Below are 23,551 nucleotides of genomic sequence, written 5' to 3'. Positions count from 1 at the left end.
TGATGACACGGCACCGGCCCAGCCTGTACGAGGCCGCGGGGCAGGCCATGCTGCGCGCCGCGGTACACACGACCGAGCCCGCCATGCCGCCCTGGCCGACGACCACGGCGCCCGTGGAAGAGTGGCGCGCGTGGCTGAGCACGGTGTGGTCCGACACCGGCTTCCGCCGGACCGTGTCGCAGGCGAGCCCTCACCTGGCGGACCAGGTGCAGGCCATCATCGACGGCCGCACACCGAAGGTGCGCCGGATGCGCCGGGCGGCGCTGGCCACCGCCCGCTACGCGATCCGCTACGCCCGCCGCTCCACCCCCTACGGCCTGTTCGCCGGCGTCGCCCCGCTCGGCTTCGCCCAGGTCACGTCTGTCCGCATCGGCGACGAGCACCAGGCCGTGGCCCGCCCCGAGCCGGTCGGACTCGAGGAGATGCTCAGCGCCTGGGAGAGCGACGCTGCGCGCATGGCCGACGCCGAGGTCTGCGTCAACACCCTGATCTGTCAGCGCGACCAGCACATCCACGTGCCCTCCGAGGGCGACGCCGAGTTCCGCCTCGCCCTCAGCCCCGCGCTGCGTCTCGTGCTCGGCCTGGCCCGATCGCCGATCGGGTACCGCCAGTTGTCCGACAAGCTGGCCGCGGAGTTCCCCGCCGTGAGCGGCACCGCGCGCGACCGGCTGCTCGGTGATCTGCTGCGGGTGCGGCTGCTGCGCTCCTCGCTGCGCGCGCCCGCCACCGTCGCCGACCCCACCGACGTCTTACCGCCCGCGGCGCGCGCTCAGGCAGCCGGCCTGCGGACCGCGTGCGACCTGCGGCTGGACTCCGACGTGCGGCTGCCCGAGCAGGTGCTGACCGAAGTGGAGACCGCCGCGACCGTCCTGGCCCGCCTGGTCACCCATCCGACCGGGACACCGACCTGGCGGCGGTGGATCGAGCAGTTCTCCGAGCGCTACGGCGAGAACACCGCGGTGCCGGTGGAAGCGGTGACGGACCCTGACCGGGGCGTGGGCTTCCCTGCAGGCTTCGTCACGGCGAGCGAACCGCCCCGGCCGATGTCCCGGCGTGACCGCCTGCTGCTGGAGCTGGCCGGCACCGCCGCCGCCGAAGGCAGCCGCACCGTCGCGGTGACCGGCGCGATGATCGAGGAACTGGAAGCAGCGGCCGGCAACAAGCCCCACGGCCTGGCGCCTCACCTCGAACTGGCCGCACAGGTCCACGCCACCTCTGTTCCGGCCCTGGACCGGGGCGACTTCCGGCTGCGCGTGCTCACTGTCTCCCGCTCGGCCGGCTCGATGACCGGTCGGTTCTGGCACCTGTTCCCCGGCGCCGAGGAGGCGTACGCGAACCTGCCCACCGTCGATCCGGAGGCGGAACTCGCGCAGCTCTCCTTCCACGCCGGACGTGTGCCGGCCGACCTGCTCACCCGCGCGCCCCAGGCCCTGCCCCGGATCGTCAGCGTCGGCGAATTCCGCCGCCCCGAACCGCGCGTCCTCTTCCCCCGCGACCTGTCGGTCACCGTCGCCGACGGCCGCCCCCAGCTGGTGGAGTCCGCGACGGGCAAGCCGCTGGAGCTGCTGGCCCCCACCGCCATCAACTTCCTGTGGAACAACTACACCCCGCCGATGGCCCGCTTCCTCGGCGAGATCAGCCGGGCCACCTCCCCGCAGGTGACCTGGTTCGACTGGGGCGCCGCCTGGACCCTGCCCTTCACCCCGGCCCTCACCTACCGGCGCACCATCCTCATCACCGCCCGGTGGAAGATCCGCAGCCGCACGCTGCCCGCGCGCACCGCCCCACTCCAGCAGTGGGCGGACCAACTCCATGCCTGGCGTGCCCGGTTCCGGGTGCCGGAGCGGGTCCTGCTCGCCGAGGACGACCAGCAGCTGCCCCTCGACCTCACCCGCGACGTCGACCTGGACCTCCTGCGCGCGCACCTGGACGCCAACCCCTTCGGCATCGCCACGCTGCACGACGCGCTCCCGCCGGACGCCGACGGGTGGATCGGCGGCCGGGCCCACAGCGTCGTCGTCCCCCTGGCCAGGCGCTCATGACCACGACGACCGTGCCCTGTACGCAGGACCTGTCCGAGGGCGCCCTGGGGATGGCCCTGCTCGACATCGAGCGCCGGGACCTGTCCACCGCCCGCCGCCACCTCGCCCAGGCCACCGTCCGAGGGGTGAGCACCGGAAGCAACGCCAGCCTCTTCCACGGCGCACCCGCCCTGGAGCTCGTCCTGGCCCGCGCCCACGGGGCCGGCGACGACGTCCGCGCGGCCGTCGACCGCGTCGTGGACGCCCGGCTCGCCGCCGCCCGCCGCCGTCAGGCGGCCGGCGCGCTGCCCCACCTCGCCGAATGGGACCTCATCCGCGGCCTGACCGGACTCGCCGCCCTGCTGCTGTCCCGCCGCCCGATCGCGCCCCGGCTGCCCTACGTGCTCGCCTGCCTCGTCGCGCTCGCCCACCCCGCCCGTGGTGAAGGCCGGATGCTGCCCGGGTGGTGGTCGGCGGTCGGCCCGGACGGGAAGGAGATGGCCGGCGGGCACGGCAACAACGGCATGGCCCACGGCATCGCGGGGCCCCTGGCCGTGCTCTCCCTCGCCCTGCGCGCCGGAGTCAGCGTCCCCGGCCAGGAGGAAGCCGTCGGCACGTTCGCGACCTGGCTCGACCGGCACGGCGCCCACTACTGGTCCACCGCAGCACACCTGGACGCCGACCAGCCACCCGAGGCGGAACCGGCCCGCCAGTCCTGGTGCTACGGCCAGCCCGGCATCGCCCGCGCCCAGCAGCTCGCCGCGCTCGCCCTCGGCGACCCCGCACGGCGCCGAGCGGCCGAGGACACCGTCGAGACCATCCTGACCGACCCGCTGCGGCTCGCCCGCATCACCGACTCGACTCTCTGCCACGGCTGGGCCGGGCTGCTGACCCTCACCCGCGCGGTCGCCGCCGACAGCCCCGCACCCGCACGCTTCACCCCGATCATCCAGGACCTGCACCGACGGCTGGCCGCCGACTGGGAGCACCTGCCCAAACCCGGATTCATGGAAGGCCGCGCCGGAGCCCAACTCGCCCTGAACGCCACGGACACCACCGGCTGGACCCGCGTCCTCCTGCTCGCCTGACCTTCTTTTCCCCGCCGCCTCGCAAGGAGTTTTCTGCCCATGACCTTCGACGACGAGAACCTGCCGATCCCTCCGGACATGTCCTGGTGGCACGCCTCCGTGGCCTTCCCCGACCCGCACACGGACGCCGCCCGGGCCCTGGCGACCGCGCTGGCCGGGCGCCGCTTCCACTTCCTGCGCAAGGACGCCGGCGTGCGCCTGCGCACCGAACAGCCCGCCACCGGCCTGCTGGACCAGCTCGTCGCCGACCGCGTGATCACCGGCTGGGCGGGCGGGATCTACGAGCCGGAGACCCATGCCTTCGGCGGCCCCGAGGGCATGGAGGTCGCGCACGACGTGTTCTGCGCCGACAGCCCGGCCGCGCTCGCCGAGACTGGCACCCCCGGCGCCCGCGAGCGCAGCGTGATGCTGCTGTCCGCCATGATCCGCGAGGCCGGGCTGGACCCGTTCGAAGCCGGAGACGTGTACTCCCGGTGGGCCGCCCTGCGGCCCCCCGTCACCCCGCCCCAGGGGACCGCGCTGGAGCAAGCCGTCTCCGCGATGCGGCGGCTGATGAACGCGGACGCCGCCCGGCGCCCCGACGCGGAGGCGGGCTGGGGCGAGCGCGTCGCCGCGTTCGAGGACGCCGGCCGCCGCCTGCGCCGGCTCGTCGCCGACGGCCGACTGATACGCGGAATCCGGGGCGTCATCGCCCATCACGCGATCTTCGCGTTCAACCGCGCGGGCGTGCCTGCCGACGCGCAGGCCGCCACCGCGTGGCTCGGCCGTCACGTCGCCTTCTCCGCCGGAGAAGGAGCTGACGTGTCTACCCGCAAGTCCGTATCCGCGGACTCTAGCCTCCCTCGAATGGAGACCACCGTGACACCCGTGACCGACCCCAACCAGCTGCGCGAAGCCCTCGCCCAGCGGCTCGTCGACAGCGGCCACCTGCGCAGCCAGGCGGCCATCGACGCCTTCCGCACCACCGACCGGCACGCCTTCCTGCCCGGCGTCGACCTGGAGAGCGCGTACAAGGAGGACGCGGTCCCGATCAAGCACGACGAGCACGGGGAGATGATCTCCTGCATCTCCGCGCCGTCCATCGTCGCCACCCAGCTCGAACAGCTCGGCGCCCAGCCCGGCCACAAGGTCCTGGAAGCCGGCGCCGCAACCGGCTACAACGCCGCCCTCCTCGGCAAGATCGTCTCCCCCGGCGGGCAGGTGTGGACCCTCGACGTCGACCAGGACCTCGTCGCCGGCGCGAGCCAGCACCTTGCCGAAGCCGGCGTCGACAACGCCACCGCGGTGATGGCCGACGGCGCGGCCGGGCTGCCCGAGCACGCCCCCTACGATCGGATCATCTTCACCGTCGGCGCCGGCGACGTCCCCGTGAAGATCCTCGACCAGCTCGCCCCCGGCGGACGCCTGGTCCTGCCGATGCGCATCCGCGGCAGCATCTCCCGGAGCTTCGCCTTCGAACGCGACGGCGTCACGTGGAAGACCGTCTCCTGCGAGATGGCCACCTTCATCCCGCTGCGCAAGGGCGTCTGCGACGACGTGTACACCCTCGTGCCGATGGCCGGCGAGGGCAACGTGCGCCTGGAGACGTTCAGCGAGCAGGACGTCGACCGCGACGCGCTGCGTACCGTCCTCGACCAGCAGCAGACCAAGCTCTACACCGGGGTGAAGTTCCGGCAGGGCTCGGCGTGGGAGTGGCTGTACCTGTACCTGGCCTGCGTGCTGCCCAACGGCCTGTCCCGGCTGCCGGGCCAGCGCCCCGGGTTCACTCCGCACTTCGGGTGGGGGTCCATGGCCGCCCTCGACGGCGGGTCGCTCGCGTACCTGACCATCCGCGAGGGCGAGGACGAGAAGGGCCGGTACTGGGAGGTCGGCGTGATCGGCCACGGCGAGGGCGGCGCCGACCTCGCCGAGCGCGTCGTGAGCGAGATCCGCGCCTGGGACGCGAGCGGCGGCAACGACGCCTCCGAGCCGGGCTTCCGGATGGCCGTCGCGGACTCCCGTGACCTGCTCACGGCTGACGACTCGCGCTTCGTCGTCGACAAGCCCTACAGCCGTCTCGTCGTCGACTGGGCGCGCAAGGGCTGAGCCGATGATCCCCGCGATAGCCAGCCGCATCCCCCTGGTCCGCCGCACCAAGGCGCCCGCGCTCCCCTTGGAGGAGCGCATCAACCATCTCACCGGGCTGACCGTCGCGCCCGCAGGTGCGGGCCACCACGACCTGGTGGCCCGCACCTGTGGGGTCCTCAACTACGCCGCGCTCATCGCCTCCGACGTCGGCCTGCCCGACCTGGCCGAGGATCTGTGCTGGCGGCAGCACCAGGTCTTCGCCAACGCCGGACGCCTCAGCGGACGGGTCGCCGTCATGTCGCTGATGCCGCTCGTCAACCTCTCCCGGTTGCAGACTCGCGCTGGCCACGGCGAACTCGCGTACGACTTGTTGTACTGCCTCAACGACGCTGCCCGACACCGGAACAAGACTGACATCGACGGCCGCACCGTCGACCTGTCTGCTCTGACCGGCACGGACGAGGACCACCGCACGGTGTGCCAGGAGCTGTACGTCACCCTGCTCGTGGACGGCGCCCGCGCCCTCGCCCAGATCGGGCGGTGGACCGAGGCCGCCGACGCCATGGCCCAGCACCGCGGCATCGGCAACCGGCTCCTCGACGGCCGCCAGATCAAGATCATGGCCCTGATGGAGCAGGGCCTGGATCAGCAGGCCCGCGACCTGATCGACACCACCCAGCCCGCCGAGCCTTGGGAGAGAGCCATCGCCCTGCTCCTGCACGCCCACTGCCGGCCCGCAGGCACTCCCGTCCCTGAACCCGACCTCGACCGCACCCTGGATGAAGCCGTCCAGCTCCTTGCCCATCCGGATCCGCCGACCGCCGCCTTCCAGACTCGGACGGGCCTGTCAGCCCTGGAGCTGGACCGCACCGGACGCCACGCCGCCCGCGTACTCAACTCCCTCGTCAGCGTCGCCCGACTCGACGCCTACGCCGCACGAGACGCACTGCACCACCCCGTCGCCGCGTCCGCCCTAGGCGACGGGGCGACGGACGCGCTCAACGCAGTGATCGCCACGGCCGGACTGGGATCCGGCGTCCTGTCCGCCCACCACCAGGAGGCTCTGACGGGCGCGGTCGGCCACGCCGAGACAGAGCTGGTGAAGCTGCTGCAGGCCGAACCAGACCCCGGCTAGGAGGGGACGACCCGAATGCCCCGCCGTACATCCCCACGCTGTTTGACGGTGTCGGCGTTTCGGCCATTTCCTGCCCGCAGCCGCTCCAAGCCAGACCAGGGATCCCGCGCCCGCGGGCTTCCCTGACGCAGGAAATAGCGGGCTCCCCAGCACGACCGAATGACGTGTGTTCGATATCGCAGCCGTGTCGTTAGACCTCACGACTCTGCCGCAGCGACCGTCCTAGGGGGAACGATGACCTCGGCCATTACACAGGACCAGCCGCCACAACCGCCCAAGGGGACCGCGCCGGACAACGAACCGCAGGAGGCCGGTGTTCGAGAAGAGGAATACCTCTACCGCGACGAGTCACGGCTCCAGGCCGGCTCCCTGCTGACCTCCCGCACCATGGCGCGGCGCCTTCCCTCACTCGTGCGGCGCTCGGTGCAGATGGCCTGGCGCGTGGACCGCGGCGCGACCATCGGCCTGCTGGTGTGCCAGATCGGGACCGGCGTCCTCGCGGCCCTCGGCCTCCTAGCCGTCACGGGCACGATCACCGCGCTGATCGCCTCGGGCGACATCACCGAGCGGCTGTGGGATGCCGCCCCACAGCTGGCCGTGATCGCCGCCGCCGCTGGCCTGCGCGCCCTGCTGGGCATCATCGTCGTCTGGCTGACCGGCCGTCTGCGACCGGTGCTCGGCCGGGCAGCGGAGCTGACGATGATCGAGGCCGCGCTCGGCGCGGAATTGGCGGCCAACAACAAGCCCGGCTACAACGACGCCTACGACATCGCCGACCGCGGCGCCCAGGTCACCCCCGACCTCGTCGAAGAAGCGCAGGACGTCCTCGCGGCCACCGCCACGCTCGCGGCCGGCGCCACCGTCCTGACCGTTCTACACCCCCTGCTCCTTCCCCTGCTCTTCCTCGCCTGCCTGCCGCAGGCTGCGGCCTACGTCCGCTCCGCCCGCGTGCTCTACCTCGCCGGGCTGGAGACCTCCGGGCGGCGCCGGATGCTGGGCAAGCTGCGCTGGCACATGGCCTATCAGGAGTCCAGTGAGGAGATGCGCGCCTGCCTGGCCGGCCCCTTCCTGATCGGCCGGTACCGGCGGCTGGCCGCCTCGGTCAACGCGGCCGAACGAAAAGCCGTGAACACCGGTGCCTGGATGGGACTGGCCGGAGCCGTGGCCGGCGGGATCGCCTCGACCGCGGTGTGGGCGGCGCTGCTGTGGCTCCTGGCCTCCGGGCGGATGAGCCTGGCGGCCGGCGGCGGCGCCGTCTTCGCTCTCCAGACCGCCACCGGCTCGGTGCGCGGCATCATCAACGGCGGGGCCCGCCTGGTGCGCACCGGCTGGTACGTGCAGGACTGGCAGAATTTCCTCGACAACGCCCACGGCCAGGCCATGACTGACTCCCGCGGCACCGCGCCCGTGGCCGTGCCCCCGGAGCGTTTCGAGGTCCGCGACGTCACCTACCGCTACGACGGCGCCCCGAAGGACAGCCTGAGCAACGTCTCCCTGCACGTGCGGCGCGGGGAGATCGTGGCGCTGGTCGGGGAGAACGGCTCCGGCAAGACAACCCTCTCGCGCCTGCTGTGCGGGCTGCTGCTGCCCACCGAGGGCGACGTGGCCTGGGACCACGCCTCCACCGCGGACCTGGACCCGTGGGGGTCGTGGGAGCACGTCGCGCTGGTGCCGCAGAAGTTCACGTACCTGCCGCTGACGATGCGTGACAACATCACGTTCGGGCAGGGCGACACCAGTGACGCGGCTCTGCTCGCCGCATGCGAGGCGTCCGGCGCCGCGGAGATGCTGCCGGGCCTCCGCTCCGGCCTGAATACCCTCCTGACCAGTGAGTGGTTCGGCGGACAGCAGCTCTCCGGCGGGCAGTGGCAGCGCCTGGTCCTCACTCGTGCGTTCCACCGGCAGGCGGCGCTGCTGGTGATGGATGAACCCACGGCCGCCCTCGACGCCCGGGCAGAGCACCGGATCTTCGCCGGCCTGCGCGAACTGGCCAAGGACCGCGCCATCCTGCTGATCACGCACCGGCTCACCAATGTGGCTGTCGCCGACCGGATCGTGGTCCTGGATGAAGGGCGGATCGTCCAGGAGGGCACCTACGCCCAACTTACCCAGGAGCCCGGTCTGTTCCGGACCCTGTGGGAGCTGCAGCGCCGGATGAGCGGTGTTGCCTCCTGATCACCGCTCGCCGGTCCGCGCTGCGCACTCGCCCGTCCACCGTCGCGAAAGGCAGAGCCACGTGACCTCTCCCGTCTCCCCTTCGGATCACGTCACACCGCGTACGGCTCTGCCCGCAGCGCAGTACGCCGCATCCCGGCATGCGGCGTGGCTCGGCGCCGCCGCGATCATCACCGACGAGGTCGGCCGGGTCCTGCTGGTGCACCCCACCTACCGCAAGGACGACTCGTGGCTGCTGCCCGGAGGCGTCGTCGAACCCGGCGAACACCCGCACATCACCTGCCGGCGCGAGATCACCGAGGAACTGGGCCTGGATCTGCCCCTGTCGGCCGTGCTCGCCGTCCACTCCTTCTCCCCGCACCACCCCGACCTCCAACCCGGCACGCCCTGCCCCGGAGAGGTCCGGTTCGTCTTCGACGGGGGAACCCTCACCCCCGACCAGGTGGAGGCGATCCGCCTGCCGCACGAGGAGCTGTCCGAGTACGCCTTCCTGGAGAGCCGGGACGCGGTGCAGCGGCTGCGCCCCGTGGACGGGCAGATCATGCTCGCCGCCTACCGTGCCCGGCTCGGGAACACCGCCACCGCTCACCTCGCCGACGGCCGGCACATCCTCGACGTCCCGGCGCTGGACCGCCACGACGTGCACGTCCGCTACCGGCCCTTGTGGGACAGCCCTCTCCACCGCGGCCCCGTCCCCGGGCAGCTGCCCGTGCAGCAAGCCTGGACGTGGTGCTTCGTCCCCGACGGCCGGGTCGTCCTCGTGGCCGACCCCGGCCCGCGGGGCGCGCTGCCGATGCTGCCCGGCGGCACCGTGGAGAGCACCGACGCGACGCCCGAGGACACCCTGCACCGCGAAGCCGCCGAGGAAGCCCAGCTCACCCTGGCCGATCCGGTGCGACTGGGCTGGGTGCTGGACGAGACTGGCGAGGTCTACGGCGGCGTGGGGCCCAACGCCCGGCTGCGCCTGGCCGCCCGGGTCACCGCTATCGGGCCGGCGGCCGTCGACCCCGCCACCGGCCACCCCTTCGCCCGCCTGCTCACCACCCCCACCCAGGCAGCCGCCCTGCTGGGCTGGGGCCCGCCCGGCGCGCGGCAAGCCCAGCTCGCAGGGGAAACAGCACGGGATCGGTGGGGCCTGCCCACGGCCCGCGCCGCCTCCATCGAGGAGATCCCGGCGGAGGGGATGCGGCTGAGCTGACCCGAACGACCGCCCCGCCTCGACTCGTCCCGCTCCACGTCCCTCTGAGGTAGCCCCATGCCGTTGTCGCACGACCACATCCGCACCACCGTCGAGACCTACCTCGCTCGCCACCCTCACGAGCGCGAGCAGCTCGGCGGCCTCCTGGACGCCCTCGACCGTCCCACCGACATCGCCAGCCGCTCCACCTTCACCGGACACGTCACCTGCGGCGCAATCGTCGTCGACCCGCTCGGTCGCGTCCTGCACGTGCTGCACCTGGCGAGCGGGAAGGTCCTCGCCCCCGGCGGACACACCGAGCCCGCCGACGAGTCCCTGGCAGCAGCGGCGCTGCGGGAGCTGCACGAGGAGACCGGGATCCCGCCCCAGGCCGTCACGCCGTGGCCCGGCTACGAGGCCGTGCCGTTCGACATCGACATCCACGACATCGACGCCCACCCGGGCAAAGGCGAACCCGGACACCAGCACTTCGACCTCCGGTTCCTCTTCCGCCTGCACACTGCGACAGATGTGCCGGTGGTGCTGCAGGAAGAAGAGGTCGGCGGCATCGAGTGGCGGCCCGTGGACAGGGTGACCTCCCCGTCCCTGCGCGAGAAGCTGCTCAAGCTCCCGCCGAAGACCGAACCGGATACGGCCAACGCCTCCGCCCTGATCTACAACGACCGCGGCGAGTACCTGCTCCACCTGCGCGACTACTTCCCCGGCCGGATCTGGGAGCCGGGCATGTGGTCCCTGCTGGGCGGCGGCCGAGAGCCCCAGGACGCCACCCTGGAACACACCGTGCGGCGCGAACTGGCCGAGGAAGCCGGCCTCGGCATCGCTGATCTCACCCCGTTCGGCACCGAGTACGCCACCGACGACGCCGGCGCGACCGTGCCCATCGCCATCTACGCGGGCCGCTGGAACGGCGATCCCCGCGAACTCCACCTGCCGGAAGGGGTGATGCTGGCCTGGTTCACCCCCGACGACCTCCACCGCCTCCGTATCGCAGACACCACCAGCGACCTCGTACGGCGCCACGCCGCCAGCCGCCCCGCCGGCACCGCGCCACAGAGCGGGCTCTCATCCCGCGAGGAGTGCCGGTCTACCTCCCCGCACGGCACGGTCCTCAACGTCATCGGCGTCCACCTCTACCTGGAACGGCCCGACGGAACGGTACTGCTCGGGCTGCGCCACCCCGACTCCCCATTCGCGCCGTCCACCTGGCACGTCCTGGCCGGCCACTGCGAGCAGGAGAACGCCATCGCCTGCCTGATCAGGGAGGCCCGGGAGGAAGCCGGCCTGCACATCGAGCGCCAGGACGTCGAACTCGTGCACGTCGTCCACCACATCGATAAGGCCGGGGACCGGCCCCGCATGGGCCTGTTCTTCCGCACCCGAACCTGGAGCGGCGAGCCGGAGTTGCGTGAGCCGGACAAGTGCACCCAGTGGAGATTCTGGGACCCGGTCGCGCTCCCCGACAACCTCGTCTCCTACACCCGGGTGGCCATCGGAAAGATCCAGAACGGGGAGCTGTACAGCGAGACGGGCTGGCCCGCATGACCGGCACACCGAGCGGCGCACCCTGTCACGTGTCTGTTGCAACTGCGGCCGGACGTCCGGGCACTCGCCTCGTGGTGATCCGCGGCAACTCGGCGTCAGGCAAGTCAAGCGTGGCCCAGAGCCTGCGAGACCACTACGGCCGCGGTATCGCGATCGTGGGCCAGGACGTGATCCGCCGGAACGTGCTCAGGGAACACGACACCGCGCGCGGCGCCAACATCGCTCTGCTGGGCAGGATCGCGCGTGACGCCCTGGACGCCGGCTTTCACGTCGTACTCGAAGGGATCCTGTACGCCGACCGTTACGGCCACATGATCACGTCCCTGGTACGGGACCACCGCGGCGTCTCCAGCTGCTACTACCTGAACGTGCCGCTGGAAACGACATTTGTCCGACACGCGTCGAAGGCGGATGCCGCGTACCTGGAGCAAGTCACCGACACCCACCTCGCCTCCTGGTACCGCGAGCTGGATCTATTGCCCGGCGGTCTGGAGACCGTGATCCCGGCCGCCAGCACGCTACAGGACACCGTCGCGCGCATCCTGCGCGAAACCGACCTGGCCTCTGCCTCTCCCGTCCCGCCACCGCAGTGCCAGCCGTCACAGGGAGACTCGATGAAGCCTCTGGTGTTGATGTCCGATCCGCAGGTCGCCGCGATCCCGGTGCGCGAGTGCGGGGAGCCGCTCGTCGACGTGCGCGATTACAACTTCCGCGTCGATCCCCGCAAGCAGGATCCGCTGGGCGCGTTCACCCACGTCCGCGAGGGAGTCCTGGCCCGGCTGAAGCACGCCCGCTCGCTCCTGCCCGCTGGCACCGACCTGCTGTTCATCGAGGGCTACCGGCCGCTCTCCCTCCAGCATCGTTACTTCACCGAGTACCGGGACGAGCTGGCCGCCGCTCAGCCCGGCTGGACAGCTGAGCAGCTGCACCACGCCGCCAGCCGCTACGTGTCACCGCCAGAGATCGCGCCCCACTCCGCGGGCGCGGCCGTGGACGTCACCCTCGTCGACCAGGACGGCCACGAACTCGACCTCGGTACCCGTGTCAATGCCTCCCCCGAGGAGAGCGACGGGGCCTGCTTCACGCACGCCCCGAACCTCAGCGATCAGGCGCGTCACCACCGCACGCTGCTGCTCAACGCCATGGAGAACGCGGGCTTTACGAACTATGGAACCGAGTTCTGGCACTTCTCAGTGGCGGACCGGTACGACGCGCTGATGCGGCAGAAGTCGCACGCTCGCTACGGACCGATCGAACTGCCTTAGAGGGCAGCCGGACTCGTCCACTTCCTCGCCATCCCTTCCGATTCCGGAGACACGGGAGCGCGGCCATCGCTCCTTGGCCTGACGCAATCCCAAGACCGCGACGGACCGAGCACATCGAACGGAGGCACTTATGCCTGACGACACCCAGCAGGCGATCCCAGCCGTCCCGAGCCCGGCGGACGGAGACGTACCGCCCGAGCACCACATGCACCTGCTCGGGCGGTACTACCGCCAAGTGGAAGCAGGGCGCAAGACGATCGAAGTGAGGGTGGCCACGCCGAACAAGCGCGACATCGGCGTCGGCGACACGGTCGTCTTCCACGACCGGGACACCGGCCAGGAACTCGACGTCATCGTGCAGCGGATCACCCCGTACCCCTCCTTCGAGGACCTGCTCAGCTCGGAGGACGCCGCGCGCATCGACCCTGACGGGCCGCCCGGAGAACTGCTCGCCAACCTCCGCAGCATCTACCCGCCGGCCAAGGAAGCCCTCGGCGTTCTCGCCCTCGCGTTCGACCACCGCCCTGCACGGCCGGGCCGCCCCATGCCGATGACGCCCACGCAGTACGCGCAGACCGTCCCCCACCACACGGTGTACGGCTGCCTCTACATTCGCGACGCGAACGACCGGCCGGTCCAGCTCCGCTCGGTCTACGGCTCGAGACTCTGGCAGTTCCCGGGCGGCAACTTGGACACCGCAGGCGAGGACCCGCTGCAGACCGCACGGCGAGAGACAGTCGAGGAAACGAGCCTCGAACTCGGTCTGGAATCGCCGAAGCTGCTCCTGACGCACTTCCTGCACGCCGGGCCGCGCCAGCCGCTGAACAAGGTGGGGCTCATCTTCGACGGAGGCCGGCTGACCGCCGGCCAGCTCGGCCGGATCCGCCTCGATCCCGCCGAGCACGACATGTGGGCCGTCCACGACCTCGCGACCTGGCAGGAGCTGATGGCACCGCGCGCCTTCGCCCGCCTCGACGCCATCGAACGAGCCCGGCGCGGCGAGGGCCTCGCCTACCTGATCACGCACACCTGATCCCCAGCACCCCCACCCAGGAGGCAACCGTGCCCGCCGAGGACACCAACACCAGGGCCTGGCAGATCTACGGCCAGCGCCAACTGGCCCGCGCCTACACCCCGCCCATCCCCGACCGGCTCGGCTGGGCGCCCTGGGAAGGGATCGGACCGGGAGCAGAAGTCCTCGGTGACGTGGCCGGCCGCCGGGTTCTGGACATCGGATCCGGAGCCGGCCACCACGCCGTCCACCTCGCCCAGATGTACGGAGCCCGCGTCACCGGCATCGAGCTGTCCCCTACCCAGCACGAACGCGCCGTCTCCGCCCACGCGGACGTTGACGGCGTGGAGTTCGTCCAAGCAGACGTGGCCGAGTACCTGACCGGAGCCGAGCCGTTCGACGCCGCGTACGCGATCGGGACTCTCGCCTTCATCGACCCGCACCGCTCGCTGCCGGCACTGCGCGACGGCCTGCGTCGCGGCGCCCCTCTGATCCTCTCGCTCCTGCACACCGACCTGCACGGCCGCGGCCCGTCCACGGAGGTGGCGCCGCGCGAGCAGATGATCCTGCTGCGCGACGACCCGCCCCTGCCGACACAGATGTGGGTCTTGGCACCGCAGCTGTGGGAAGACCTGCTCACCGAGTACGGCTTCCGCATCGAGGCCATCGACCTGCTACCGCACCCCGACAAGAGCGCCACGGTCATCCAGCAGCTCATCCGCGCCCGGCGACTGCCCGACCGGCCGGCGCGCGTCTCCAGCCGCCCCCGCAGCACTAGAGCACCAGCCGCACACGCGGCCGTCGGCGTCGGAGCGATCCTGCTGAGCGAGCAGGGCATCCTGTTGGGCCGGCACCGCCGCGGCACCCTCGAACTACCAGGCGGCAGCGTGGAGGCCGGGGAATCCTTCGAGGACGCGGTGATCCGCGAACTCGCCGAGGAGACTGGTCTGGTCGCTCGCGCCGATGACGTGAGGCTCCTGGGCACGCTCATCGACCACGTCGCTGGTGTCCTGCGGGTCACCGTCAGCGCGCTCGTCCACGCCTGGCAGGGGCAGCCCGCCACGCAGCCGGACGAGAGCGTCGGCGACTGGGCGTGGTACCCGCTCGATCAGCTCCCCGACGGCCTGTTCGTATGCAGCGCCCAGATCCTCACCGCCTGGCGGCCCGACCTGGCCATCGACCACCCGCCGGCGCACTTCACTGCCTTCGCCCCAGCCAAGTAGGCGGCGCATTGGCACAACAGCCGACACCGATGCCCTCCCGCGACACGACGTAGGTGCCGCGCCCCCGGTTGCAACACCCCACCGCTCAAACTCAAGTTGGAGTCCTCCATGTCGCATCTCTCCACGCGCCGGTCCATATCCTCGGACGGCGCCGTCGGTACCGAACGCCTGCATGATCTGGAGCGGGCTGCCCTACGCCACGGAGTACCCGTCGAGGACGTGGTGCTGATCGCCGTCAACCTGTACGGAATCACCTCCGACCAGGACCGTCACCGGGCCCGGGTCAACCTCCGCCTCGCACGCCGTCCCGAGGTTCCCTGGCAGATCATCGTCCCGCTGAACCAGCCGGCCAGCCCATTCCAGCTCCGGGGCGACGAGCTGTCGCTGAACGGCGAGGTAGTCGCGCACGTCGAGCGCATCGATGCCGACGAGGCGGTCGGGGGGTACTTCCGTAACGACGGCCGCGCCGCGACCCTCAACCCCAACGCCCGCAGCCGGTGCGTCGGGTGCGGCTGGTGCCCGAACACCCTGGAGGCCGCCGCCGATCCGAGGATGCGGGAAGACCAGGGACTCGAATCCTTACTGCGCGCCCTTGGCGAGCAGCACCCCCGCCGCAGCCTGGCCGAGCTGACCGAAGTCACCGTCTCCACCGGCTGTTTCGAGCGCGAGGAGGCGGCCGTCGCTCACCTGACCGCCCTGCGGCCCGCTCTGGAGCGGGCCGGCGTCAAGGCTCGGATCGGCTTCCTCACCTCCGTGCTGCGCAGCGACGAGGCGTTCGAGACCATCGCGTCGCAGGTGTCACCGTTCGTGCTCAGGCTGACGGCCGAGCACTTCACCCGGCGGGAGGCACTGATGAAGGCGACCAAGGCCGACCTTCGGCCGGAGCAGATGCCGGACCTGCTGACGCGGGCGCGGGAGGCGGGGCTGGACACCTCGTACACGTACATCGTCGGGCTGGACCCGATGGAGGACCTCGTGCGCGGGGTGAACGCGGTGGCGGGCGAGGTCACCGCGTTCCCGAACTTCCAGGTCTTCCAGGCACACACGGTGACGATGCAGGGGATGCGGACGCCGGGCGCGGAGAGCCTGGAGTACTACCTGCGGGCGCGTACGGCGATCGAGCGGGCCATGGCGCCGACCGGGCTGCGGCCGGTGGGCTGGGAGTGCTACCGGCCGCTGTGGTACTTCACCTACGCGGGAGAGGACCTCGTCGATGGACCCCGCTGACGCGGTCATCGACCGGGTGCAGGTCGAGCGCCTCGACGAGAGCGTGGCGGGTCCGTGGAAGGCTGGCGACAGTCGGTTCGCGGTAGTGGTCGAGGCCGGCGAGGTGAACGGGGTATTCGCCCCGGTCGACGAGCTGCCCGCCGCGCTCGTCGCCACCCGGCTTGGGCAGAGCGCTCTGCGGCACCCCGTGGCCGACCACACGGGTCTGCTGCGCAGGCTCCTGGCCGAACTCGGTCCGCACGCGGCGGGGCTCGGGCGCTGGGCTGTCGGGGCGTTGGACTGCGCGGTGTGGGACCTGCACGGCCGCCTCGCCGACCTCCCGGTCGCGGCACTGCTCAGCGACCGGCCCGCGCCGCGGGTGCCGGTCTACGCCTCCTGGCTTTCCCTGGACCTGGCCGCCGAGTCGGCCGCCGAATCCGTCAAGGCCACCGCCGGTGAGGGGTTCGCCTTCACCAAGTGGGCCCTGCGCGGCGCTGAAGCCGCCGAGATGATGCTGCTGGCCGAACGGGCGGCGAAGTGGGCGGGGGACAGTGTGGCGGTGGACGCCCTGGGCGCATGGGGGCACCTGCGGACCATGGAGGTTGCACCGCTCCTCACTCCGGAGACGGTGCGCTGGGTGGAGGACCCGCTCGCGCGGACCGACCGGACCGCGTACACGCATCTGCACGAGCAGGCGAAGGGGCTGCGGATCGCGTTCGGCGAGCGGCTGTCCCATGTGGATGATGCCAGGGCCCTGCTGGAGCACTGCCGGCCGGAGGCGTTCACGTTCGACGCCGTGTGGTGCGGCGGCATCACCGAGGCTCGGGGCTGGCTGGGCGCCGCCCACGACGTTGGGGTCCCCGTCCACCTGCACGGGCGGGCGTTCCTGCCCGCCGTGCACCTGGCCGCAGCCTTCCCCGACGCGGCGGGCGCGGTGGAGTACCAGGTGGTGTGGGAGCCACGCCGCCAGCAGGCACTGTGCGGCACGCTCCAGCCGGACGGCGGGCACGTCGCTCTCCCCGACCGGCCCGGTCTCGGGATGGAGGTGCGCCGGTAATGCCCAGGCACACAGACGAGTTGGCGGTCCACGGCCGCCTGGAGCGGCGCGAAGGGACAGAGCTGTTCGTCGTGGACGAGCGGCTGAGCGGCTACGACACCTTCCTGTCCACGACCCTTCGCCTCGACCGGCCGGTGCACCTGCCCGAACTCCCGGTCCGGATCCTTACGTTCGACGACGTCACCGTCCTTGCGCCCCTCGTATCCGTCCTTCCCCAGGCGCAGGCTGGCGAGGGGTGGAGCGGCACGCTGCTGATTCCGCACGGCGCCCGCCCGCCGACGATCCCCGACGACCTCGCCCAGGCCGCTGCCGAGGCCGGGGTCGACACCAGCGGCTGGTCGCCAGCCGAAGCAAGGCAACTGCTGACCTTCCTCGGCGAAGCCGGCTGCGGGCCCGTGCGCACCGAGCGGATCGGCATGATCATCGCGGCTCTGGCGGGTCGTTCGTGAACGCGGCCCCGGTGCGGCTGGTGAGCCTCGATGTCGGGTACACCCTGGGCGAGCCGTCCGGAACGACGTTGACGCAGCGCCTCGTGGAGCTGTCCCCGCTCCCGGCCCGGCAGGCGAAGCGGATCGCCCAGCAGATCCTGCACGCCCTGGACCCGCGCGCCGACGCGACAGCACCGCAGACGGTGTGTGCCGCTCTGGGGATCGCGCTGTCCGCCTTCCCCCACGACCACCGTCCGCCCGGCTTCGCCCTGTGGCCTGGCGCGGTGGAGGCGGTGGCACGGATCGCGCGGGTCGTGCCGGTGGTCACCCTGTCGAACGTGAGTCACTGGGACGAGCAGGAGACCGACGTCGCAGCCCTCCTCGCCCCCCACCTCCAGGCTCATCACCCGTCGTGGCAGCTCGGGTTCGCCAAACCCGACGCGCGCGCCGTGGAGACTGTCGCCCGGCTGCACGGCCGCGCCCCCGCAGAGGTGCTGCACGTCGGGGACAGCCTCGACTACGACGTACGCGGGGCCCTCGCCGCCGGAGCCCACGCACTGTGGATCACCTCGCGCCCGCCGTCGTCCGAGGCGCTCCGGCTGCTGGCCGAGTACCCCGGCCGGCTCACGGCCGTACCGGACCTCACCCGTGCGGTCGAGCACATCGAGCAGACCGTCCTTCCGTCAACCCAGATGATCAGGAGTTCTACCCCGTGAGCCAGTTCGACACCACTGCCCCGTACTACGCCGCCTACCGGCCCGGCATCCCGAGGGAAGCCGTCGAGTTGCTCGCTCAGCGGGTGGCCGGCAAGGAGCACCGGGCCCTGCTCGACCTCGGGTCCGGCACCGGGCAGGTCCCACTGGCCCTGGCCGGGGCGATGACGGAGATCGACGTCGTCGAGCAGGACGCGGGCATGCTCGCCGAGGCCGACAAGGCGCTCGCCGGGCTGCCGGTCACCGTCCGCCTGCACAACGCTCACGCCGAGGAGTTCACCCCGCCCGGCTCGTACCGGGCCGACGTCGTCACGGTCTGCCGCGCCTTTCACTGGATGAAGCAGGACGTGGTGCTGTCGCGTCTGGAGGGCATGACCACGCCGGACGCGACCGTCGCGGTCATGGGCGACGGAAGCCTGTGGACCGCGCGCATCGCGTGGACCGACGCCCTGCGCGCCCTGATCCAGGAGTACCTGGGAGAGGAGCGGCGGGCCGGGGTGGGCAAGAAGTACGCGGCGCACAACCGGCCGTACCGCGAGATCCTCGCCGAGTCCGCGTTCGGCCAGGTCGAGGAGCACACCGTCGCCGTCGAGCGGGAGTGGAGCACCGAGACGGTGATCGGCTACCTGTACTCGACCTCCTTCGCCGCCCGGCCGCTGTTCGGCGAGCGGGTCGACGACTTCGAGCGCCGCGCCCGGGCTCTGCTCGACGAGCACGTCGCCGGCGGCGGCCTGATCGAGCACGCCTCCTTCCAGGTCGTCCTCGGCCGGCGCGGCTGACCCGCTCCTCTCCATTCGCGCCGGGGCGCCCCCCCTCCCGCCCCGGCCCCTTATCCCGTCCTTTTGGAAGGAGATCCACCATGCCCAGTCCTGTGACGTGGAGCGACGGCGAGCGGCGCCGGTTCGTCGCTGACGGCGTCCTCATACGCCGCGGCCTGGTCCACGGCGCCGTCCTGTCCCGGGCCCGTGACCTCGTCGGCGGCTGGCTGGCCGAGGCGTACGACCCCGCGCGGCTCACCCCCTACACCGAACGCAGCTTCGCCCCCGAGCTGGAGGAGCACCCCGGCCTCCTGGCCCTCTACCAGCGAAGCGGCCTGGCGGAGTTGGCCGGAGACCTGCTGCGGCCCGCGAGGTCCGCCCCGGTCACCCGGGCGCAGATCCAGATCCGGCTTCCGCACGGCGCGCAGCAGCCGGTGAAGCGGATGCATGTCGATGGCGTCTCCTGCCCCCACCTGGAACCGCGTGACTTGCGCACGTTCACCTTCATCGTCGGCGTCGTCCTGGACGGCAGCGCCACCGCGGACGCCGGCGCTCTGCACTACGTGCCCGGCGGGCACCACCGGATGGCCGCCTACTTCGCCACGGACTGGGTCCTGGGGCAGCCGGCCCAGACCCCCGACGACATCGACGCCCAGGACGGCACCCCCCTCACCGCCGAGCCCGGCGACGTGGTCGTGATGCACCACCTCGTCCCGCACCGGGTCGGCCTCAACACCAGCAGCACCCCAAGGGTGATGGCGTACTTCCGGGTCCAGCACGCCCAGCACCCCGACCTCGCCCTGCGCGCCCTGTCGGACCCGTGGTTGGAGTACCCGGCGCTCGGCGCCCTCGCCCGCCCCGGAACCGCGTGAGAAAGGGGAGCACCGTGGACGTCCTCACCCCCGCCCGGCTTCCCGACGCGGCCCGACTCCTGGCCGCCGGGCAGATGGTCTCCGTACCCACCCCCCGCTGGTACATGCTGTGTGCCCGCGCCGACGACCCCGCCGCCACGAACGCGGTCTTCCGCGCCAAGCAGCGCCCCACCGCCAAGCCGCTGCTGCTCCTGCTCGACTCCCCAGCCACGGCCGAGACCCTGTTCAACCTGAGCAGCGACGCTCGCCTGCTGACCGGCGGCCTATGGCCGGGGGACCTCGCACTGCGTCTTCCGTGGAAGCCCGCCGTGGAGCCCGTCGAGGCGGTCGGCTCCCCTGCGCTCGTCGGATGCCCCGACGGAATCCTGGGCCAACTGGTCGCCCTGGCCGGCGAACCGCTGGCCGCCGCCGTGTGCAGCATCTCCACCCCCGCCGCCGGCGAGAAGGACCACCCGGCGCTCACTGCCGGCCAGGTCGCCGCCTTCGAGCGGACCACGGGGGCCGGGATCGGCGCGGTCGTCGACGGCGGTATCTGCCCGTACGGCCGACACATGACCATCGTCGACTGCCCCGCGGGCGCCGCCGCCCGCCTGGAGCGGGAGGGCACCGTCCACGCCCGCGCCGTCGAAGCCGCTCTCACCCCGGCAGGAGGACCGCATGTGGGCTGACCTCGCCCGCCGCACGAACCGCCTGGTGCCCGACGCGTCGGTGGCCGCCGTCGCCGACGCGCTCGACTACCTCTGTCTCGCCCAGCTCTACCTGCGCGACAACCCCCTCCTGGCCCGGCCCCTGTCCCCGGCCGACGTCAAGACGCGACCGGCCGGCCACTGGGGAGTTTGCCCGCCCGTCAACCGGATGCTCGCTGCCCTGGGCCCGCTCCAGGCGGCCGTCCCCGACGGCTACGAGCTGCACGTCCTGCACGGCGCCGGGCACGCCGGCCCCTCCGCCCTCGCCCATGCCTACCTCATCGGCCGACTCGGTCACGCCCACCCCCACTTGCGCCAGGACGCGGCCGGACTGCGCGAACTCGTCGCGGGCTTCCCTCGGGCCGACATCGGCGGGGAGATCACCCCGATGATCCCCGGCCACCTGCACACCGGAGGCCAGCTCGGCCCCGCCCTCGCGATCGGGCAGGGCACCGTCCTCGACGCGCCCCACCGGCTGTCCGTGGTCCTGATCGGCGACGGCGAGTGCGAGACCGGGACGACCGCCGCCTCCTGGCTCGCCACCCGCGCCCTGCACAGCACGGGCGACCACGGCACCGTTCTCCCCGTCGTCCTGCTCAACGGAATGCGCATGGGCGGCAAGAGCCTGCTGTCCACCCTGAGCCGCGCCGAACTCACCGCCTATTTCGCCAGCCTTGGGCACCGGCCCGTCTACAGCGACGGTCTCGACACCGGCCAGCTCCGCCAGGCGGTGGCCGAAGCGCTCGGCGCCGCCCAGCCCCTGGGCATTCCGGGACCGTCGAGCGTCCTGGTCCTCACCCTCGACAAGGGCCACGGCGCCCCCGCCCACCTCGCCGGCACCCCGGCGGTCCACAAGACGCCGCTGCGCGACCCGGCCGGTGTGCCCGCCGAGTTCGACGCGCTCGCCGACTGGCTGGCCTCCTACCAGCCCACCCAGCTCCTCACCTCCAGCGGCCGGCCCCGGCCGCACCTGCTGCCCGCGCTCCCGCTGCCCCGCCCCGAGCCCGACGGCCTCCCGGCACCGCGCGGCTGCGTCGCCGCCTCCGCCCAGGTCGCCAGCCGCGCCGCCGGGCGCCCGTTCTCGCAGGTGGTTCCCGAGGTCCTGCAGGCCCGCGCCGAGCAGGGACCGTTCCGCGTGTTCAGCCCCGACGAGCTGGCCTCCAACCGCCTCGACCTCACCGACGAGGACGGACGCCCGGTGCCGTGGACGGTGGAAGTGCTCAGCGAGGAGTTGTGCCACGCCTGGGCCCAGGGCTACACGGAGACCGGCCGGCACGCACTCGTCGCCACCTACGAGGCGTTCGCGCCGATCACCCTCAGCCTCGTCCAGCAGCAGCTCAAGCACCGGTCCGTGCGTCGGCACGCCGGGCTCGCCCCGCTGCCCAGCCTGGTCTACCTCCTGACCAGCCTGAGCTGGCACAACACCCTCACCCACCAAAACCCCAGCCTCACCTCGGCGCTCCTGGCCGGCGGCGACCCCACGCTTCACGTCCTCACCCCCGCCGACCCCGCGCGCACCGCCGCCGCCCTCACCTTCGCCCTACGCAAACTCGGCCGGTGCACGCTCGTCGTCGCCGGCAAGCACATGAGCGTCCACCACCCGCTGGACACCCTCGACGAGGAACTGCGGCACGGCATCGCGATCTGGCCCCACCTGACCCACCCCAGCCCCGGGGAACCCGACCTGATTCTCGTCTCCGTCGGCGACCTGCCCGCCGAGGCCCTGACCACCCTCGCCCAGCGGCTCCGCGCCGAACGCCCCGGCCTGCGCCTGCGGTACGTCCACGTCCACGACCTCACGGCCCTCGCCGAGGACGGCACCCGCCCCCTCGCCCTCGCCCCGGACGCGTTCGACCGCCGCTTCGGCACCCGGGCGCCGATCGTCCTGGCCACCAGCGGGCACCCGGCCGACATCCACGCCCTCCTCGGCCGCCGTCACCCCGGGCCCCGGCTCACCGTACTCGGCTACCGCGACCCCGGCCGCCCCGTCTCCCAAGCCCGCCTCCGACAGCTCTGCGGCCTCGACGACGCCAGCCTGTGGCAGCTCGCCACCACCCTCACCGACACCCCGAAGGAGATACCGGCATGAGCACCCCGCTCCCACCCGTCGCCCCCGCCGCCGTCACCATCGACAACTTCGAACGCGACGGGTACGCGGTCATCCGCGACGCGATCACCCCCGCCCTGCGCGACCAGCTCCTGACCGCCGCCGAGAAGCTACTGGCCAGCGACATCACCCAGGGCCGCGACCGAGGAGGCGACGGCAAGGACGGCTTCCGCGGATGCCTCAACCTCGACCCCGCGTTTCTCCCGCTCCTCGCCAACCCGTCCGTCCTGCCCACCGTCGTCCAGCTCCTCAGCCCGAACATCCACCTGCTGTCCGCCCACCTCATCGCCCTGCCCAGCGGCCCGCCCCGCACCATCCGCATCCCCGGACGCCACGGCTGGCACCGCGACATGTACGGCGTCACCGCCGACCTCGGCTTCCCCCACACCCCCCGCATGGCCATCAAGGCTGCCCACTACCTCACCCCCGTCACCCCCGACTGCGGGCTGACCATGTTCCTCCCCGGCAGCCACCGCCTCACCGAAGAACCAGTCGTCCCCGTCGGCGCCATCGACCCCCCCGGCGCCATCACCCCCAACATCACCGGAACCGACGCAGTCCTCTTCGAGAACCGCACCTGGCACACCGGAGGCATCAACCTCTCCGGCCGACTCCGCATCGCCCTGATGCTCCAGTACGGATACCGCTGGCTCCACCCCGTCGACGACCCTGCCACCAACCTCCGGAAAGACTCCGCTCTCACCCCCATCGAGCAGCAGCTCCTCGGCCTGCCCGACCGCCACCCGGACGGATCCCTCGCCAAGGGCAGCGGAGCCGCCCCCATCCGCTCGTGGTGGGAGACCGGCCCGTGGACCCCCCTGTCGGCCAAGAAGCGCTAGCCGAGATGATCGCCGTCGCCGAAAGAGCCGGAGAATCCGCCCTCGGCGGGCGCACGCTCCACCGGATCGCCGCCGACGGCACCACCGCCCCGTGGCCACCGAACACCGGCCTCGACGCCACGCATCCTCTCGGCGTCCACCTCACCCACCGACTCCTTC

Annotated in this window: 20 protein-coding genes; 19 read left to right on the top strand and 1 reads right to left on the bottom strand. The window is 72.1% G+C overall.

Annotated features, from left to right (window positions below):
• The first annotated feature begins 2 nt into the window (after positions 1 to 2).
• The 19 genes from OG747_RS41195 (at position 3) to OG747_RS41105 (ending at position 23,392) form a co-directional block, all read left to right on the top strand.
• Positions 3 to 2,042, top strand: a complete 2,040-nt coding sequence (locus OG747_RS41195; protein ID WP_405884450.1) for a lantibiotic dehydratase family protein — start codon at positions 3 to 5, stop codon at positions 2,040 to 2,042.
• Positions 2,039 to 3,109 carry a lanthionine synthetase LanC family protein gene (locus OG747_RS41190; protein WP_405884449.1) on the top strand — a complete coding sequence of 357 codons (1,071 nt, stop codon included), beginning with the start codon at positions 2,039 to 2,041 and terminating at the stop codon, positions 3,107 to 3,109. Before OG747_RS41195 ends, OG747_RS41190 begins: the two co-directional genes overlap by 4 nt.
• Before the next feature lie 39 nt (positions 3,110 to 3,148).
• The gene (fxlM, locus tag OG747_RS41185) at positions 3,149 to 5,194 is read left to right on the top strand and encodes a methyltransferase, FxLD system (protein ID WP_405884448.1); all 2,046 of its coding nucleotides are present in this window, start codon (positions 3,149 to 3,151) and stop codon (positions 5,192 to 5,194) included.
• Between the two features lie 4 nt (positions 5,195 to 5,198).
• Positions 5,199 to 6,311, top strand: coding sequence for a hypothetical protein (locus OG747_RS41180; RefSeq protein ID WP_212726558.1), 1,113 nt, complete (start codon positions 5,199 to 5,201; stop codon positions 6,309 to 6,311).
• A gap of 234 nt (positions 6,312 to 6,545) precedes the next feature.
• Positions 6,546 to 8,486, top strand: a complete 1,941-nt coding sequence (locus tag OG747_RS41175; RefSeq protein WP_405884445.1) for an ATP-binding cassette domain-containing protein — start codon at positions 6,546 to 6,548, stop codon at positions 8,484 to 8,486.
• 61 nt (positions 8,487 to 8,547) lie between these two features.
• Complete coding sequence (locus OG747_RS41170; protein WP_405884444.1) at positions 8,548 to 9,684, top strand: NUDIX hydrolase; 1,137 nt, start codon at positions 8,548 to 8,550, stop codon at positions 9,682 to 9,684.
• 57 nt (positions 9,685 to 9,741) lie between these two features.
• Positions 9,742 to 11,226, top strand: a complete 1,485-nt coding sequence (locus tag OG747_RS41165) for an NUDIX domain-containing protein (protein WP_405884443.1) — start codon at positions 9,742 to 9,744, stop codon at positions 11,224 to 11,226.
• Positions 11,223 to 12,491, top strand: a complete 1,269-nt coding sequence (locus OG747_RS41160) for a M15 family metallopeptidase (RefSeq protein ID WP_405884442.1) — start codon at positions 11,223 to 11,225, stop codon at positions 12,489 to 12,491. Before OG747_RS41165 ends, OG747_RS41160 begins: the two co-directional genes overlap by 4 nt.
• A gap of 130 nt (positions 12,492 to 12,621) precedes the next feature.
• Positions 12,622 to 13,524, top strand: a complete 903-nt coding sequence (locus OG747_RS41155) for an NUDIX domain-containing protein (protein ID WP_405884441.1) — start codon at positions 12,622 to 12,624, stop codon at positions 13,522 to 13,524.
• 29 nt (positions 13,525 to 13,553) lie between these two features.
• Positions 13,554 to 14,726, top strand: a complete 1,173-nt coding sequence (locus OG747_RS41150; protein ID WP_405884440.1) for a bifunctional class I SAM-dependent methyltransferase/NUDIX hydrolase — start codon at positions 13,554 to 13,556, stop codon at positions 14,724 to 14,726.
• 108 nt (positions 14,727 to 14,834) lie between these two features.
• Complete coding sequence (locus OG747_RS41145) at positions 14,835 to 15,953, top strand: hypothetical protein (protein ID WP_405884439.1); 1,119 nt, start codon at positions 14,835 to 14,837, stop codon at positions 15,951 to 15,953.
• Positions 15,940 to 16,989 carry an enolase C-terminal domain-like protein gene (locus OG747_RS41140; protein WP_405884438.1) on the top strand — a complete coding sequence of 350 codons (1,050 nt, stop codon included), beginning with the start codon at positions 15,940 to 15,942 and terminating at the stop codon, positions 16,987 to 16,989. Before OG747_RS41145 ends, OG747_RS41140 begins: the two co-directional genes overlap by 14 nt.
• Positions 16,989 to 17,438, top strand: a complete 450-nt coding sequence (locus OG747_RS41135) for a hypothetical protein (RefSeq protein WP_405884437.1) — start codon at positions 16,989 to 16,991, stop codon at positions 17,436 to 17,438. The genes OG747_RS41140 and OG747_RS41135 overlap by 1 nt, the downstream gene beginning before the upstream one ends.
• Entirely contained in the window at positions 17,435 to 18,133 is a 699-nt protein-coding gene (locus OG747_RS41130) for an HAD family hydrolase (protein WP_405884436.1), read from the top strand. The genes OG747_RS41135 and OG747_RS41130 overlap by 4 nt, the downstream gene beginning before the upstream one ends.
• A complete protein-coding gene (locus OG747_RS41125) occupies positions 18,130 to 18,909 on the top strand; it encodes a class I SAM-dependent methyltransferase (protein ID WP_405884434.1) in 780 nt (259 codons plus the stop codon). Before OG747_RS41130 ends, OG747_RS41125 begins: the two co-directional genes overlap by 4 nt.
• 80 nt (positions 18,910 to 18,989) lie before the next feature.
• Entirely contained in the window at positions 18,990 to 19,760 is a 771-nt protein-coding gene (locus OG747_RS41120) for a phytanoyl-CoA dioxygenase family protein (protein ID WP_405884433.1), read from the top strand.
• 14 nt (positions 19,761 to 19,774) lie between these two features.
• Positions 19,775 to 20,428, top strand: a complete 654-nt coding sequence (locus OG747_RS41115; protein ID WP_405884432.1) for an L-threonylcarbamoyladenylate synthase — start codon at positions 19,775 to 19,777, stop codon at positions 20,426 to 20,428.
• A complete protein-coding gene (locus OG747_RS41110) occupies positions 20,418 to 22,535 on the top strand; it encodes a phosphoketolase (RefSeq protein WP_405884431.1) in 2,118 nt (705 codons plus the stop codon). The genes OG747_RS41115 and OG747_RS41110 overlap by 11 nt, the downstream gene beginning before the upstream one ends.
• A complete protein-coding gene (locus tag OG747_RS41105; protein ID WP_405884430.1) occupies positions 22,532 to 23,392 on the top strand; it encodes a phytanoyl-CoA dioxygenase family protein in 861 nt (286 codons plus the stop codon). The genes OG747_RS41110 and OG747_RS41105 overlap by 4 nt, the downstream gene beginning before the upstream one ends.
• Here OG747_RS41105 and OG747_RS41100 read toward each other — a convergent pair.
• The gene (locus OG747_RS41100) at positions 23,389 to 23,541 is read right to left on the bottom strand and encodes a hypothetical protein (protein ID WP_405884429.1); all 153 of its coding nucleotides are present in this window, start codon (positions 23,539 to 23,541) and stop codon (positions 23,389 to 23,391) included. The two genes, OG747_RS41105 and OG747_RS41100, sit on opposite strands and share 4 nt — an antisense overlap.
• Positions 23,542 to 23,551: the final 10 nt, after the last annotated feature.

This window comes from Streptomyces sp. NBC_01384 (assembly GCF_045040035.1).
Classification (GTDB): Bacteria; Actinomycetota; Actinomycetes; order Streptomycetales; family Streptomycetaceae; genus Streptomyces.
This window is presented reverse-complemented; position numbering and strand designations above follow the sequence as displayed.

Excerpts from the sequence above, each read along its gene's own strand:
- OG747_RS41155 (WP_405884441.1), top strand. The coding sequence starts at position 12,622 with ATGCCTGACGACACCCAGCAGGCGATCCCAGCCGTCCCGAGCCCGGCG.
- OG747_RS41190 (WP_405884449.1), top strand. The coding sequence starts at position 2,039 with ATGACCACGACGACCGTGCCCTGTACGCAGGACCTGTCCGAGGGCGCC.
- OG747_RS41140 (WP_405884438.1), top strand. The coding sequence starts at position 15,940 with ATGGACCCCGCTGACGCGGTCATCGACCGGGTGCAGGTCGAGCGCCTC.
- OG747_RS41110 (WP_405884431.1), top strand. The coding sequence starts at position 20,418 with ATGTGGGCTGACCTCGCCCGCCGCACGAACCGCCTGGTGCCCGACGCG.
- OG747_RS41165 (WP_405884443.1), top strand. The coding sequence starts at position 9,742 with ATGCCGTTGTCGCACGACCACATCCGCACCACCGTCGAGACCTACCTC.
- OG747_RS41145 (WP_405884439.1), top strand. The coding sequence starts at position 14,835 with ATGTCGCATCTCTCCACGCGCCGGTCCATATCCTCGGACGGCGCCGTC.
- OG747_RS41175 (WP_405884445.1), top strand. The coding sequence starts at position 6,546 with ATGACCTCGGCCATTACACAGGACCAGCCGCCACAACCGCCCAAGGGG.
- OG747_RS41195 (WP_405884450.1), top strand. The coding sequence starts at position 3 with ATGACACGGCACCGGCCCAGCCTGTACGAGGCCGCGGGGCAGGCCATG.
- OG747_RS41135 (WP_405884437.1), top strand. The coding sequence starts at position 16,989 with ATGCCCAGGCACACAGACGAGTTGGCGGTCCACGGCCGCCTGGAGCGG.
- fxlM (WP_405884448.1), top strand. The coding sequence starts at position 3,149 with ATGACCTTCGACGACGAGAACCTGCCGATCCCTCCGGACATGTCCTGG.
- OG747_RS41105 (WP_405884430.1), top strand. The coding sequence starts at position 22,532 with ATGAGCACCCCGCTCCCACCCGTCGCCCCCGCCGCCGTCACCATCGAC.
- OG747_RS41120 (WP_405884433.1), top strand. The coding sequence starts at position 18,990 with ATGCCCAGTCCTGTGACGTGGAGCGACGGCGAGCGGCGCCGGTTCGTC.
- OG747_RS41180 (WP_212726558.1), top strand. The coding sequence starts at position 5,199 with ATGATCCCCGCGATAGCCAGCCGCATCCCCCTGGTCCGCCGCACCAAG.
- OG747_RS41160 (WP_405884442.1), top strand. The coding sequence starts at position 11,223 with ATGACCGGCACACCGAGCGGCGCACCCTGTCACGTGTCTGTTGCAACT.